The 15,013-nt window shown below is 35.1% G+C and carries 11 protein-coding genes; 7 read left to right on the forward strand and 4 right to left on the reverse strand.

Translation table 11 applies throughout. The annotated features are described in order from the left end of the window. Window positions 1–3 precede the first annotated feature (3 nt). Window positions 4–816, reverse strand: coding sequence for a class I SAM-dependent methyltransferase (locus L2586_RS12630; protein WP_235293267.1), 813 nt, complete (start codon window positions 814–816; stop codon window positions 4–6). Then, window positions 816–2,093: a tyrosine--tRNA ligase gene (gene tyrS / locus L2586_RS12635; protein ID WP_235293268.1), complete on the reverse strand. Its 1,278-nt coding sequence runs from the start codon at window positions 2,091–2,093 to the stop codon at window positions 816–818. The genes L2586_RS12630 and tyrS overlap by 1 nt, the downstream gene beginning before the upstream one ends. A 66-nt stretch (window positions 2,094–2,159) precedes the next feature. Between tyrS and L2586_RS12640 the strand changes: the two genes are divergently transcribed. The 5 genes from L2586_RS12640 (at window position 2,160) to L2586_RS12660 (ending at window position 8,978) form a co-directional block, all read left to right on the forward strand. Continuing rightward, window positions 2,160–3,446: an ABC transporter permease gene (locus L2586_RS12640; RefSeq protein WP_235293269.1), complete on the forward strand. Its 1,287-nt coding sequence runs from the start codon at window positions 2,160–2,162 to the stop codon at window positions 3,444–3,446. Beyond that, entirely contained in the window at window positions 3,439–4,059 is a 621-nt protein-coding gene (locus L2586_RS12645) for a hypothetical protein (protein ID WP_235293270.1), read from the forward strand. The genes L2586_RS12640 and L2586_RS12645 overlap by 8 nt, the downstream gene beginning before the upstream one ends. A 61-nt stretch (window positions 4,060–4,120) precedes the next feature. Beyond that, entirely contained in the window at window positions 4,121–5,068 is a 948-nt protein-coding gene (locus L2586_RS12650) for a magnesium transporter CorA family protein (protein WP_235293271.1), read from the forward strand. A 387-nt stretch (window positions 5,069–5,455) separates the two neighbouring features. Continuing rightward, entirely contained in the window at window positions 5,456–6,433 is a 978-nt protein-coding gene (locus tag L2586_RS12655) for a ribonucleotide-diphosphate reductase subunit beta (protein ID WP_235293272.1), read from the forward strand. Window positions 6,434–6,515: 82 nt separating this feature from the next. Beyond that, on the forward strand, window positions 6,516–8,978 hold the full coding sequence (locus L2586_RS12660; RefSeq protein ID WP_235293273.1) for a ribonucleoside-diphosphate reductase subunit alpha: 2,463 nt from the start codon (window positions 6,516–6,518) through the stop codon (window positions 8,976–8,978). A 71-nt stretch (window positions 8,979–9,049) separates the two neighbouring features. Here L2586_RS12660 and L2586_RS12665 read toward each other — a convergent pair whose 3' ends face one another. Both L2586_RS12665 and L2586_RS12670 read right to left on the reverse strand, forming a co-directional pair. Further along, the gene (locus L2586_RS12665) at window positions 9,050–9,745 is read right to left on the reverse strand and encodes an SIR2 family NAD-dependent protein deacylase (protein ID WP_235293274.1); all 696 of its coding nucleotides are present in this window, start codon (window positions 9,743–9,745) and stop codon (window positions 9,050–9,052) included. Then, window positions 9,735–11,231, reverse strand: a complete 1,497-nt coding sequence (locus L2586_RS12670) for an NAD(P)H-hydrate dehydratase (RefSeq protein ID WP_235293275.1) — start codon at window positions 11,229–11,231, stop codon at window positions 9,735–9,737. The genes L2586_RS12665 and L2586_RS12670 overlap by 11 nt, the downstream gene beginning before the upstream one ends. Before the next feature lie 309 nt (window positions 11,232–11,540). Between L2586_RS12670 and L2586_RS12675 the strand changes: the two genes are divergently transcribed. Both L2586_RS12675 and L2586_RS12680 read left to right on the forward strand, forming a co-directional pair. Further along, window positions 11,541–12,560 (forward strand): PorP/SprF family type IX secretion system membrane protein, encoded by a 1,020-nt coding sequence (locus tag L2586_RS12675; RefSeq protein WP_235293276.1) that lies wholly within the window; start codon window positions 11,541–11,543, stop codon window positions 12,558–12,560. Window positions 12,561–12,577: 17 nt separating this feature from the next. After that, entirely contained in the window at window positions 12,578–14,986 is a 2,409-nt protein-coding gene (locus L2586_RS12680) for a hypothetical protein (protein ID WP_235293277.1), read from the forward strand. Window positions 14,987–15,013 lie beyond the last annotated feature (27 nt).

Here is a 15,013-nt window from a genome sequence, read left to right on the forward strand (position 1 = left end):
AGGCTATATTTTCTCTAAAACTACAAAATCTTGAAAATCTTCCTCGCTTTTATCATCCTTCCATTTACCTTTCGAGTAATGTTTTAATTCGAAACCAATTTCTTGGAATAGCTTTTTAAGATATGAGAAATGATAAGCCACGTTTGCGGCCTTTACTTTTTCATCCATTAGTGCATGATCCTCATCTTGAACGATGAATGGTTCGAAATGATTTTTGGCCAATGTTTCTTCTGACTCATAAATGAAGAAGGTAGCAAAGCACTTTCCACCGGGCGTTAAGCATCTATGAATTTCTTTCAGGTATTGTTCCACTTCTGCAGGTTGCATATGGGTGAAAACGGATATCAGAAAGGAAAAGTTAAAATTTGATTCAGGAAGCGGAAACTTTAAAGTTGCCGCATTCTCTCCAGTCATTCGATATAGATCATTTTTCAGATCAAGATAAATAAACCTGAAGTTGGGATATTTATCAGAAATATGCTCATTGCACCAGTCTACTCCTTGGTGCATGATGTCCAGACCAACATATTTGCCATCTAGAAACATGGTAAGTGGGAGTGCCATCCTTCCGATTCCAGAACCGATATCCAAGACACGATCTTCCTTTTCTAATCCATGCGCCTTAAAATACGATACGAATCGATTTCCAGTCTCTTTGAAATCTCCGCCTCCGGTATATATTAAGGAACGAGGTGGAACAGGTAGGCCATTATCATATTTCTCCTGATGAAATAAGTCTGTTATTCCAAAAACAAGTTTTCGAATAGTTAGTCGCAAATTAGGCGGAAAAGAATAATAAAGTTTGCGAAGACTCATTATACGATTTCGATTATGAATTGCTTTTTCTTTCCATTTTCACCTAGAATATACTTAGCATGTAATGCGTCCTCACCTGTGATTAAAGCATCGAAAGATTCAGCTTTTTTCTTATTAATCGCTACTGCATTCGCCTTCACTGCTCGTCTAAGTTCACTTTTAGATGAAAAGATACTTGCTTTTTCAGTAAGCAATTCATCGAGTGTAATGCCTTTATCTATTTCCTGCTGAGATACTTGGTATGACGGAATTTCTTTCGCAATACTTTGTAGAGATTTTAGATTAAGATTCTGAACATATTCTTCTCCAACTTTCTTATTGAAAAGTAATTCGGAAACGTTTAGAACTGCTTCATAATCTTCGTCACTGTGAACTCTCCTCGTTAATTCCTCTGCAAGAATACGAGTAATTTCATTAGGTTGATCCGCATATTTAGCTTCTATTTCTTCGACTTCTTCCTTCGACTTGAATGTGAAGTACCTCATGTATTTCCCGATATCATCGTTAGAAGCATTTAACCAAAACTGGTAGAAGGTATAAGGCGACGTTAATTCTGGATCTAACCATATATTTCCTTCGGTAGATTTTCCGAATTTCGATCCATCAGCTTTTGTTAGAAGTGGAGTTGTGACAGCATGTGCTTTTCCATCAGTTGTGTTTCTACGGATAAATTCAGTACCTGAGGTAATATTTCCCCACTGGTCTGAACCTCCCATTTGAACAACACAATTGTCATTTCTAAATAAATACAAGAAGTCATTAGCTTGCAGTAACTGGTAACTAAACTCTGTAAAAGAAAGCCCATGTTCTAGTCTGTTTTTCACAGAATCCTTTGACATCATGTAGTTAACCGTCAGGTTCTTTCCGACATCTCTTAGAAAATCTAAAACATTCATTTCCTTATAGAAGTCCAAGTTGTTTCGTAGAATAGCGTGATTTTCTTTTTCTTGAAAATCTAAGAATTTTTCCATTTGCTTAACTTGGAAAGAAAGATTTCGATCGAGCTCTTCATAAGTCTTTAGCTGCCTTTCTTCACTTTTTCCTGAAGGATCACCGATACGTCCAGTAGCTCCTCCCATCAGCACGATCGGAGTATGACCATGTTTTTGGAAAAGGGTGAGCAGCATGATCTGCACATAATTACCGATAGTCATGGATGGTGCCGTCGGATCGAATCCAATATAACCGACTACTTTTTGCTCACTTAGTAACTTTTCTACTTCTGGAGTCATGTTGTGTAACATGCCTCTCCATCTTAATTCATCTATAAAATTCATCTTGTATTAAAATTAGTTTGCAAAAGTATTATTTTCAATATAAAAAATAGTGTAATATTACGCTAAATGAATACATCCCGTTTTATAGCAGCAAAAGTTGCGTTTTCTTCTAATAAAAGTTTTACGAAGTGGATCATAAGGATCGCAGTGGTAGCGGTTGCTTTGTCCTTAACAGTGATGATTGTCGCCTTCTCCATGATCTCTGGTTTCAAAAAAGATATTTCTGATAAAATTTTTGGTTTCTGGGGCCATATTCATATTACGGACTATAATATTAATAGAAGTATAGAGGCAACACCTATTCTCAAGAACCAAGATTTCTTATTGGATTTGGATACATTGAAGAAAATCCATTATCAACGGCCAATGGAATTTATGGGCAGAATTATTCCTGGTAAGTTTTCTTTTCAAGAGATAGATGTAAATATTAAGAGTATTTATCCTTTTGCCATGGTGCCTGCAATTATTAATTCGAATGAAGAATTTGATGGTGTTATTATAAGAGGACTTGGTGAAGATTATGATTGGGCTCAGCTAGAACCCTATATTATGGAGGGAAGTAAAATTAGTGCACCGAATGAGATCTTAATTTCCACGAGGATTGCAGAGCGGCTTAAGGTTGGAGTAGGGGATGAGGTCATTTTAAATATTATAAAAAATAATCAGCAACTAAAAAGAAAGACTAAAGTTGTTGGGACCTATCGCACAGGGCTTGAAGAATATGATAAGAAATTTGTAATTGCAGACCTATCCAAAGTGCAAGAATTACTAATGTGGGATTCAAACCAAGTAGCTGGTTATGAAATAATCTTAGACGATATAGAGAATGTAGCGACGATTAGTGAATATATAACGGTGGAGATTCTTCCTACTCGATTGTTCTCAGAAACGATTAGAGACAAATTTCCTAATATATTCGAGTGGTTGGATCTTCAGGATTTCAATGGAAGTGTCATACTAATTCTTATGATTTTAGTAGCATTAATCAATATGATCACAAGTATTCTGATTCTGATTATCGAGCGTTCGAAAATGATCGGAACGCTTAAAGCGTTAGGAATGTCTAACTGGAATATCCGAAAAATCTTCTTGTATTATTCAGGGTACATCATTGGGTATGGTTTATTAATAGGTAATATCTTAGGACTTGGAATCTGTTATTTGCAGAAGGTGACTGGATTTATAAAATTGGATGAAACTAATTATTACCTGAGTGTTGCACCGATTAATATTGAGCTATGGACGATTTTGTTTTTAAATGTGGCAGCCTTTATTGTTATTTTGATATTCCTTATACTTCCTACCTACATCATTGCTAAGTTAGAACCCGTAAAAATATTGAGATTTGAATGAGAAATTTAAATCCATTTCTAGATTTATCATCTATTTTATAAAATCATATCCTGAGCGGTTAAGGAGGTTCGTTCAGTTTCTCTTTATAAGAGATACATATAGAAGGCCATTTTTCTTGCTGGAATGGCTGTTACTGTTTTTCGACTTACTGGGAATACCAGAATTACTTCAGATTCTTCATGAAATTATCAATTGGAAATTAAGAGGACTGACTATAAGGGAGATGGAAATAGCAAGACCTATTTTCCTAGATAGTATCCACTGGGATCATATTCGGGTTAATGGTCAGAATTCAATCGCTAAGAAATTTCACATCGCTTTTGTGAGTTTTCATTCTATACACTTTCATCGTGGAATTTCAGATCCAGTTTTTATCCATGAATTAGTTCATGTATGGCAGTATGAAAAATTTGGATCGGCCTATATTATCAGGGCATTACATGCACAGCGTACCAAAGCTGGATATCATTATGGTGGCGAACTGGCACTTTACGATAAGAAACGATTATTAGAATTTAACTTTGAACAAATGGCTGAAATCATTAAAGATGGCTATCTTAGGTCCGGTTCATCTTCGATTTATAATAATTACATCGACCAGCTACAAGAATAATTTATTTAATTGTACATTAGCCACAGAAAAAATTACTTACGTAAAATGGAAATTGACAGGTATGATAAGGTACTTCAAAACTGCAGAGAAAGAGTTGATTTCTATGGACGAGGCAGAACAAAATTGCTGGATAGCAGTTTCACCGCCCTTCGATCGTAATGATCTGATAGAAATCTCCGAAAAACACAATATACCCTTCGACTTCTTAACGGATTCAATAGATATTGATGAGCGCTCTCGATATGAAAAAGAGGATGGCGTGAAGTTAATAGTGGTAAATACTCCATATATTAATGAAGACCCGAAAGAGAGTGAAGGAATCTACATAACCGTCCCGATAGGGATCATCATCACAGCTGATCACCTCATTACCATTACGGGTTTCGAGAATAACTTGCTCGATCGCTTTATTCAGAACAGAGTGAAGAACTTTAATTCAAGTGATGAGAAGATGTTTATTCTTAAGATCTTGGAACAAAATGTATTCGAATTTCTCAGTTGTCTGAAAAAACTAAATCTAAAACGGAATTTAATCGAGCGAGAACTCTATGACAGTAGTAGAAATGAAGAATTAAAGCAACTCTTACGGATAGAGAAAAGTCTAGTTTATTTCGTGAACACCCTCAGTTCGAATGAATTGCTCAAAATGAAAATGAAGCGAACTGATTTTCTTGAGATCAAGGGAATGGAGCAGCACGATGACTTGTTTGAAGACTTGATCATTGACAATAGTCAAGCCCTGGAGATGGCAAATGTTCATACGAATATCTTAAGTGGTACGATGGAGGCATATGCATCTATCGTATCTAATAATCTAAATGTTTTTATCCAGAGATTAACAATTGCAACAATTGTGTTAATGGTTCCAACTTTAGTGGCGAGTTTTTACGGAATGAATGTTAAAGTTCCATTCGATAACAGTGAATATTCATTTTATATTATCGTCTTCACATCCATTTTTTTGGCGCTACTTCTAATTTGGTTTTTCCGCAGAAAGAAGCTATTCTAATCACCACGTATTTAATACATATTAAAAGTTATTAACATATATTATAATTATACATTATTATATAATGCTATATATTAATATGTTACACATATTACCAACATCGTGTGGAAAACTAAACAGACATATTAGAATTTTTATTCATTCAATTTGTGTTAATTTGCACTATACTTGAGAATTATCATTGACAGCTATATCGTTTAATTCTAACATTCATCTAGTTGTTTTAAATTTATAATCAAAGAGATACACATTAAGTTAATTTATATATAATAATTTAACAGCTATAATAGTGTGATTTCAAACAAATTATAATATTTTTGATATATAGATATTTGTAATATTTCTCAAGGCTTTTATTAAGAACCAACTAAATGCAAAATAATTCTTATGAGTAACGTAAACGAGCCACTTTTAACAGAAAACCCCAATAGATTTGTTCTGTTTCCTATACAGCACAACGATATTTGGGACTATTACAAAAAATCCGAAGCAAGTTTCTGGACAGCAGAAGAAATTGACCTTCACCAAGATTTAACAGACTGGGAAACGAAGTTAAACGACAACGAAAAACATTTCATAAAACATATACTTGCATTCTTTGCAGCTAGTGATGGAATCGTTAATGAAAATTTAGCAGATAACATGGTTAGCGAAGTTCAGTATACTGAAGCTAAGTTTTTCTATGGATTTCAGATCATGATGGAAAATATCCATTCTGAGACTTATTCGTTATTAATAGATACTTATATAAAAGATACTACTGAAAAGGACTACCTTTTTAATGCAATAGAGACATTAGATTGTGTAAAAAAGAAAGCTGACTGGGCATTGAATTGGATCGAGGACGCATCTTTTGCGGAACGATTAATTGCATTTGCAGCAGTGGAAGGAATTTTCTTCTCAGGTTCATTCTGTTCTATCTTTTGGTTGAAGAAAAGAGGTTTAATGCCGGGATTATCATTCTCTAATGAGTTGATATCTAGAGATGAAGGAATGCATTGTGATTTCGCATGTTTACTTTACAACAACCATATCAAGAACAAACTTTCAAAAGAAACAGTACAAAAAATTATAGTTGATGCAGTTGATATCGAAAAAGAATTCGTATCAGATGCTTTACCAGTAGGGCTTATCGGAATGAATTCAGACTTAATGTGTGAGTACATTGAATTTGTAGCTGATCGATTACTAATGTCTTTAGGAAATCCTAAAGTCTACAATGCAGAAAATCCTTTCCCATGGATGGAAATGATTTCATTACAAGGAAAGACGAACTTCTTCGAGAAGCGAGTTGGTGACTACAGAAAATCTGGGGTAGGAGAAGACCGTAGTAAACAAGTATTCACATTAGATGAGGACTTCTAGTCCGCATCTTTAATATACGATTGAGACCTGGAAAGCAAGCTATATATTTAATTAAACCACACTCCACTTAAGTAGAACAACTATGCAAGTTATAAAACGAAATGGCAGAAAGGAAGATGTTTCCTTCGATAAAATCACGGCTAGAGTAAAAAAGCTGTGTTATGGATTAGATCAAAATTACATAGATCCTATAGAAATCGCAAAGAAAGTTATCCAAGGATTATACGACGGTGTAACTACAGCGAAATTAGATAATCTTGCGGCTGAAACAGCTGCAACGATGGCAACAATGCATCCAGAATATGCATTACTAGCTGCAAGAATTGCAGTTTCTAACCTTCACAAAGGAACAGATAAGTCTTTCTCGAATACGATGGAAGCTCTTTATAATTACATCGATCCGAAGACTCAAGATAAAGCAGGCTTGATTTCTGATGAAACGATCGAAGTTATCCGAAAAAATAAAGCGAAATTGAACTCCGCTATCATTTATGATAGAGATTACAGTTTTGACTTCTTTGGATTTAAAACGCTAGAGCGTTCTTATTTATTAAGAATGGATGGTGAAGTTGTAGAAAGACCTCAGCATTTGTTAATGAGAGCTGCTGTAGGTATTCACGGAGATGATATCGAATCAGCTATTCAGACTTATAACTTGATGTCTGAAAAATGGTTTATCCACGCAACTCCTACTTTATTTAATGCAGGAACTCCTAAACCGCAATTGTCTAGTTGCTTTTTACTTTCAACGACAGATGATAGCATAGAAGGAATTTTCGAAACTTTATCAAGATGTGCTAAAATATCTCAATCAGCAGGTGGGATAGGACTTAGCATTCACAATGTAAGAGCAAAAGGATCATATATTAAAGGAACTGGAGGAACTTCTAATGGTATTATCCCGATGTTAAAAGTTTATAACGATACAGCAAGATATGTAGATCAAGGTGGTGGAAAGAGAAAAGGAGCATTTGCTGTTTATATCGAGCCATGGCACGCAGATGTATTTGATTTTCTTGATCTAAAGAAAAATCATGGTAAGGAAGAATTAAGAGCTAGAGACTTATTTTACGCAATGTGGATTCCAGATTTATTCATGGAAAGAGTGAAAGAAGGTGGCCAGTGGTCATTGTTCTGTCCTAATGAGTGTCCAGGATTATTTGATAAGCACAGTGGTGAGTTTGAAGCATTGTATCACCAGTATGAAGCAGAAGGAAAAGCTAGAAAAACGATACCAGCTCAAGAGTTGTGGTTTGCGATCTTAGAATCTCAAATTGAAACAGGAACACCGTATATCTTATATAAAGATGCCGCGAATAGAAAATCAAATCAGAAAAACCTTGGTACTATAAAATCAAGTAACCTTTGTACAGAGATTCTAGAGTACACCTCTAAGGATGAAGTGGCAGTTTGTAATCTTGCATCATTAGCATTACCAAAATATGTGAATGAAGATGCAACTTTCAATTTCGAGAAACTATACGAAATTACAAGAGTAGTCACAAGAAACTTGAATAAGGTTATTGATATCAATTACTATCCTATTCCTGAAGCTGAAAACTCTAATATGAGACACCGTCCGATAGGAATAGGTGTACAAGGTTTAGCGGATGCTTTTATCAAAATGAGATTTCCTTTTGATAGTAAAGAAGCTAAGCAATTAAACAAAGATATTTTTGAAACCATCTATTTTGCAGCACTTACAGAATCTAATGCAATCGCAGCAAAAGAAGGAACATACCAATCATATGAAGGTTCGCCAGCAAGTAAAGGTGAATTGCAACATGATATGTGGGGAGTAACCGCATCTGATAGATGGGACTGGGCTAAACTTAGAAAAGATATTAAGAAGTCAGGTCTTAGAAATTCATTGCTAGTCGCTCCGATGCCTACTGCATCTACAAGTCAAATTCTTGGAAATAACGAATGTTTCGAACCATATACTTCTAACATTTACACAAGAAGAACACTTTCAGGTGAGTATATCATCGTGAACAAGCACTTATTGAGAGACTTAATCAAATTAGGGCTTTGGAATAATGATATGAAAGAAGCGCTAATGGCTGCGAATGGTTCTATCCAGAACATTGACATCATACCTAGTGAATTGAAAGATTTATACAAGACTGTATGGGAGATCAGTATGAAGACCATTATTGATATGGCTGCTGATAGAGGTGCTTTTATTTGTCAATCTCAGAGTTTGAATCTATTTGTAGAGAATCCAAACTTTGGAAAATTATCCTCAATGCATTTTTATGCATGGCAAAAAGGATTAAAAACAGGAATGTATTACCTGAGATCTAAAGCAGCAGTAGACCCAATTAAGTTTACACTTGGAGCGAAGCATCAGAGAAATTACATCAAAGAAGAAGAAGGTCAGGAAACAGTTGAAAATGTTGTAGCTGAACCAGTTGTAGCAGAAGTAGATCATGCAGCAAATGCAGCTAGTTTTACAACTGAATCTTCGAAAACTATAGAAGAACAATTTTTAGAAGGACAGTCATGTACCATGGAAGATGGTTGCGTGATGTGTGGTTCTTAAAATTTATATACCACGATTACTCATGAAATAAAGGCTGTCTCGTTATTCGAGATGGCCTTTTATTATTTATCTCATTTAACCAAATGCTGGTAGACAATTTCCATACCTTCTACTGCCGTTTTTTGGATAACTCTCAAATTCTTAAGCCGAGATAATTCAAAATTCATTTGTGGATCTGGATCGATATAATATATTTCAGCATGTTCTGGTGCATAGGAAATTAGTCCAGCAGCAGGATAGACTTGCATCGACGTACCAACAATTATAATAACCTCTGAAACCTGAACAATTTCAGCTGCTTTATCAAGCAAAGGCACCTCTTCACCAAACCATACAATATCTGGACGCATCTGGGAACCATCTGGGCATAAATCACCGAGTTTTTGAATCCCTTCGAAATGAACAGTGTGTTTCTTATTCTTAGAAGACCTAATTTTATTCAGTTCGCCATGAAGATGGATGATATCTGTACTTCCGCCACGTTCATGTAAGTTATCTACATTCTGAGTAACGACAGTAACGTCGAAGTTTTCTTCTAATTTAGCACATAGCTTATGAGCTTCATTAGGTTCAACAGATTTAAGCTGGCTTCGCCTTTTATTGTAGAAATCAAGGACAAGTGCTGGATCGTCATACCAACCTTCTATGGAGGCCACCTTCATAATATCATAGCCTTCCCATAGACCATCTTCACCTCTAAATGTTTTCAGACCACTTGCAACACTAATTCCTGCACCACTAATAATACTAAGTTTTTTATTTGCCATTTATATTTTTAATTACGGATGGAATAAATTCAATGATATCAGAAGCAATAAGGGCAATATTCCCATACTTAAAAGCTGCAGAATCTCCGGCGGAACCATGAAGATACACCGCGAGAATACATGTTTCTAAGGGTGTGTAACCTTGTGCAAGAAATGATAATAACATTCCTGTTAGGACATCTCCAGAGCCAGCAGTTCCCATTCCCACATTGCCTGTATTGTTATAATAGCAAGAACCATCAGGTGATGAAATAGTTGTATGCGCTCCCTTTAGAATGATAAAAATATTTAATTCCTTAGATTTTTCTATTTGTTTTTGAATCCTTGAATAATGCGAATCACATGTTCCGAATAATCGTTCAAATTCTTCTTTATGTGGACTGATAATAGAATACGCGCCTATTCTAGGCTGCCATTTATTTCTAGAAATAATATTTAATGCATCAGCATCGAGGACTGCAGGTTTCTTATTCGCTTTTAAAAACTCATCAATATACCTTACTGATTCTTTCGCTGAACTTAATCCAGGACCGATTGCAATCGCATCGACGTGCTCATTCACAAGCTGGAAATCTACTAAATTACTTACATTCTTAGGCAGATCGGCTTGTGCCATGGCCTCGGGACATGATGAAAATAAACTGCTATGATAAATCGATGGGGTAGAAACAGCTAGCCTTCCTAGTCCGCATCTCATGGCAGCCTTCGACGCCAAGATCACTGAACCTAGCATACCGGGGCTTCCACCACAAAATTGAGCAAACCCAAAATCCTTCTTGTTTTCAGTAGCCTTCCGCTGCCGAAGTATAGACTTCACCAAATCGTAATCAATGAGGTAATTCATGACCTTTAGATCCTCCACAAAGCCAGGGTTCAGATGAATGGAGCGATAATCCCAATTTTTTATATAATCCGAATTCTCATTTAGAAAAAAGGAAATCTTAGGAATTTCAAAGCTTAAGACATGATCTGCATGAACAAAAGATCCTGATGTAGGTTGGTCAGGATCCATTCCTGAAGGTATATCAATGGAAATAATCTTATTTGGTAAAGCATTCAACCATGAAACTAGTTTTAAGTATTCACCTTTTAATGGGCCATTAATTCCGCTTCCTAGCAAAGCATCTATAATTAAATCTTTTTGCTCTAAAGGAAAAGGAGTGAATTTTTCGAATTTATCAAAAGATTCGACTTCTTTTTGACGTGATAGATTATCATCAGAAAAACGGTTATTAAATTGAAATAGATAGACATTGACCTCATACCCAGCCTTGGCTAGCAAACTTGCTATACAAAAGCCATCCCCGCCATTATTGCCCATACCACAGAATACGTGTATCGTACGAGTTTTATCAAAGAATAAAGATTGGAACCAATTACTAAAAACACTTGCAGCCCTCAGCATCAAGTCGAATGAGCTAATATTTTGATGGTCAATAGTATCGAGATCCCAAGATCTTATTTGAGATTTTTCTAGCAATTTCATACTTGTTGTTTATAAAGACATAAGATATTCTAAATTCTAAAATCACTTCAAAATAAGACAATATTTAAGAAATTGGGCTTCCTTTGAACAGCAAGAAGAAATTTTGATTTAAGGAAGAAAAAAATGAAAATCTTAAACAAAAAACTATCTTTGTTGAAGCAGAATGAAAATACAATGGCGTAAAAAAACTAGTATGGTTTTTGCACTACATTGTAAACTAAACCACCTGATATACAGTATTTTAGGTATTGTGTTGAAAGTGTGTAAATTATATATTAGTACAACTTTTAATAACTAAATCAACCTGTTTTGAAGCAGCAAATTTATTTAGCAGGTTTCGTCACTTTATTAATTATTTTAATAAATTTCGAAGCCAAAAGTCAGGATATACATTATTCGCAATTTTATAATTCCCCCCTGAATATAAATCCTGCTTTAACTGGAATATTTAAAGGAGATGTGAGAGCTATCGGTTCATTACGAGACCAATGGCGATCTGTTCCTGTTCCTTATACTACCTTTTCAGGTAGTTACGACATGAAATATTTGCCGAAAAAATCGGATAAGTACTTTTATGGTATTGGTGGAATATTTAATTATGACCAAGCAGGTGATTCGAAATTGAACCTAACTGACTTAAATCTAAGTGGTAGTTATAATTACCTGATCAACCCAAGTAATGTACTTTCGGCAGGACTAATGTTAGGAGTTGCCAGTGAAGGATTCAATGAAAATGATCTGACATGGCAGAACCAATGGGATGGTTTTAAGTTCGATCCAGGTTTGGGAGCAGGCGAAAACTTTCCTACTCAGCGTTGGACTTACTTAGAAACAGGAGTTGGTGCTAATTACAGATACCAGTCTGATTCTTCCAGAACATTTGTTAATCTGGGTGCAGGGTTATTCCACTTAACACAGCCAGCTGCCAAAGTTATTGACTTGGGTGATCCAAGATTGCCAATGAGAACTGCATTAAATGCACAAGCTAATATTCAATTAACGAATGCATTCGACGTTCAGGCTCACGCCATTGCACAATTCCAAGGACCTTATTCTGAAATCGTATTAGGAGGTCTATTAAAATTATATGTCAATCAAAACAAAGGAAAATTATTTAGAATCGATTTAGGTGCTTCTTACCGTACCAGCGGATATATTGCACCGACCATAGCATTCCAGTATAACCAAATTTATGTAGGTGCAAGTTATGATGTTAATTTAGGTGAGTTTAATCAGATCTACTCTAGCCGAGGTGGTCCTGAGGTTCATGTAAGGTACATTATAACTAAGGTTAAATCATTTAACCAAAAACCATGTCCCATTTATTAATAAGTCCCAACTTTGAAATGAAAAAAATATTATACATAATCATATTTATAGGTACCTGTGCCGGATCAACTTTTGGTCAGACGTACAGCGCCTATATCAAAGCTGCTGAAGAAGCAGTCGTGCAAAAGAATTACTATGCTGCCTATCAGTATTTGCAGGAAGCGTATGCTTTTGACACTACCAGACTTGACCTAGCTTTTGAATCAGCTGAAATGGCAAGAATGTACGACGCATATAATTTTGCGGAGAAATGGTATTCTAAAGTAGTGGAGCGTGATGAAAATAACGAATATCCAACAGCTACCTATTTTTTAGGTGAGATGCAGCAAAGACAAGGTCTTTATCAAAAGGCTATTAACAATTTTAATATTTATCTCTCAGAACATGAAGGAGAGGACGAATATTTTACCGCTAAGGCCAAGAAAGAATTGTCATCATCGGAGTTTTCGATAGATCAATTAGAAAATCCAGATTTGAGTGTAGAGGTAAAGCATCTAGGCGCTGTAAATACTCAGTTCTCTGAAGTAGGCGCACTTGAAAAGGATGGTGAGTTATTCTATTCATCTCTTAGATTTCAAGAAGAGAAACCAAAGGATGCAAAAAATCCAAAATACCTTGCTAAGATATTAGTTAGTGAAAATGAAGGCGCAGGAGAACCTGATCCAGCCTTAAATGATGATTCGAGAATAACTTCACATACTACATTTAGTAGTAAGTCGAATAAAATCTTTTATACACTTTGTGATTATACAGAAGGTAACGAGATCAAATGTGATCTGTATTATAGAAATGTAGAGTCGAAAGGAAAATATGGAGCACCTGTAAAATTACCTGATTATATTAATGATGCAACGTATACAACGACCCAACCAGCAGTAGGAATAGATCCAGAAACCAATAAAGAAATTCTTTATTTTGTTTCGAATCGACCAGGAGGAAAAGGTAAATACGATATTTGGTATACGATTATCGATGATAATATGAACATGACTCAGCCGATGAATCTTGATTCTATTAATACCATTGAAAATGATGCAACACCATTTTTCCACAATCCAAGTAACACCTTATATTTTAGTTCACAAGGTTATCAAGGATTAGGAGGATATGATATTTATAGAGCAGAAAAGATAAATGGGGAATACGGAGAGATAGAACACTTAGAAAACCAAGTTAACTCGAGTTACGACGATATCTACTATACGATTAATAACGACATGCTAACGGCACACTTCTCTTCGAATAGAGAAAGTTCGATGTATATAGAAGATGCTATCGAAGCTTGTTGTTTTGATATTTTCAAAGCTAAATACGAACCCGTTAATTTGGACTTAAATGCCTTGACATGTGAAGAAATAGGAGGTAATCAGAAAAAGTTATTAGGAGCTACAGTAGTTTTAGTTAATGCTAAAACGGGTGAAGTTATTGATTCGATTATGAATGCTACTGATGATGCTCATCGATTTGAATTAGAAAGAAATAAAGAATACCTAATCATAGCTAAGAAAGAACATTTCGTTTCTGATACGGTAACCTTAAGTACCAAGAAGGTTTATAAGTCTAAAACTTTTACCAAGAAGATTTGCTTATTAGCTAAGACATTAGAATTAGATGTATTTACATTTGATAAAGCAACTAGAAGAGATTTAGCAGGTGCGACCGTTACGATAGAAGATCTTACAGATGGTACGTCGGATGAAATCACAGATTTCAATGCAGATGGTAACGATTTTACATTTACTGTGAAAGAAGGCCACTCTTATAAAATCACAGCTAACAGACCTAATTATAATACAGAGGTTGTTACATTGAATACTTTAGAAGCGGAAGTAGTGGATGGTAGAATCCGGCAAGATATTTACTTATCATTTGGATTGTTAAGCAAACCTATCGCGCTTCATTTCGATAATGATAAGCCAAATAGTAAGAGCGTTGCAACTAAAACAAAGTTAGATTATGCATCTACTTTTGAAAGTTACTATAAGAGAAAAGATCTTTTTGTAAAACGAGCAGCAGATAGTCCTGAAGAGATCGAAAACTTCTTTGAAACGGAAGTGAAAGGAGGATATGATACACTTCAGATTTTCATGGGATTAATTCAAGAAGTTCTAGATAGTGGAGAATCACTGGAAATTACAGTGAGAGGATTTACATCACCTTTAGCTTCATCTGCCTATAATCTTTACTTAGGTCAAAGAAGAGTTAGTTCTGTAAGAAATGAACTTAGAAAGTACAATGATGGTGCTTTGATTCCATATTTGGATTCTAACAAACTTATGGTTACAGATATTTCTTATGGAGAGACATTAGTTCCTGAGCAAGTAAGTGATTCTTCAACGAATCAGAAAAAATCTGTTTATGGATTAGATGCTTCTAGAGAGCGAAGAGTAGAAATTATAGGAGTTAATCAAATAATTGTAAAGTAACCCATGAATTATATAAATAAAACAAAA

This window comes from Portibacter lacus (assembly GCF_021533215.1).
GTDB classification, from domain to species: Bacteria; Bacteroidota; Bacteroidia; order Chitinophagales; family Saprospiraceae; genus Portibacter; species Portibacter lacus.

Excerpts from the sequence above, each read along its gene's own strand:
- L2586_RS12630 (WP_235293267.1), bottom strand. The coding sequence starts at position 816 with ATGAGTCTTCGCAAACTTTATTATTCTTTTCCGCCTAATTTGCGACTA.
- tyrS (WP_235293268.1), bottom strand. The coding sequence starts at position 2,093 with ATGAATTTTATAGATGAATTAAGATGGAGAGGCATGTTACACAACATG.
- L2586_RS12640 (WP_235293269.1), top strand. The coding sequence starts at position 2,160 with ATGAATACATCCCGTTTTATAGCAGCAAAAGTTGCGTTTTCTTCTAAT.
- L2586_RS12650 (WP_235293271.1), top strand. The coding sequence starts at position 4,121 with ATGATAAGGTACTTCAAAACTGCAGAGAAAGAGTTGATTTCTATGGAC.
- L2586_RS12655 (WP_235293272.1), top strand. The coding sequence starts at position 5,456 with ATGAGTAACGTAAACGAGCCACTTTTAACAGAAAACCCCAATAGATTT.
- L2586_RS12660 (WP_235293273.1), top strand. The coding sequence starts at position 6,516 with ATGCAAGTTATAAAACGAAATGGCAGAAAGGAAGATGTTTCCTTCGAT.
- L2586_RS12665 (WP_235293274.1), bottom strand. The coding sequence starts at position 9,745 with ATGGCAAATAAAAAACTTAGTATTATTAGTGGTGCAGGAATTAGTGTT.
- L2586_RS12670 (WP_235293275.1), bottom strand. The coding sequence starts at position 11,231 with ATGAAATTGCTAGAAAAATCTCAAATAAGATCTTGGGATCTCGATACT.
- L2586_RS12680 (WP_235293277.1), top strand. The coding sequence starts at position 12,578 with ATGAAAAAAATATTATACATAATCATATTTATAGGTACCTGTGCCGGA.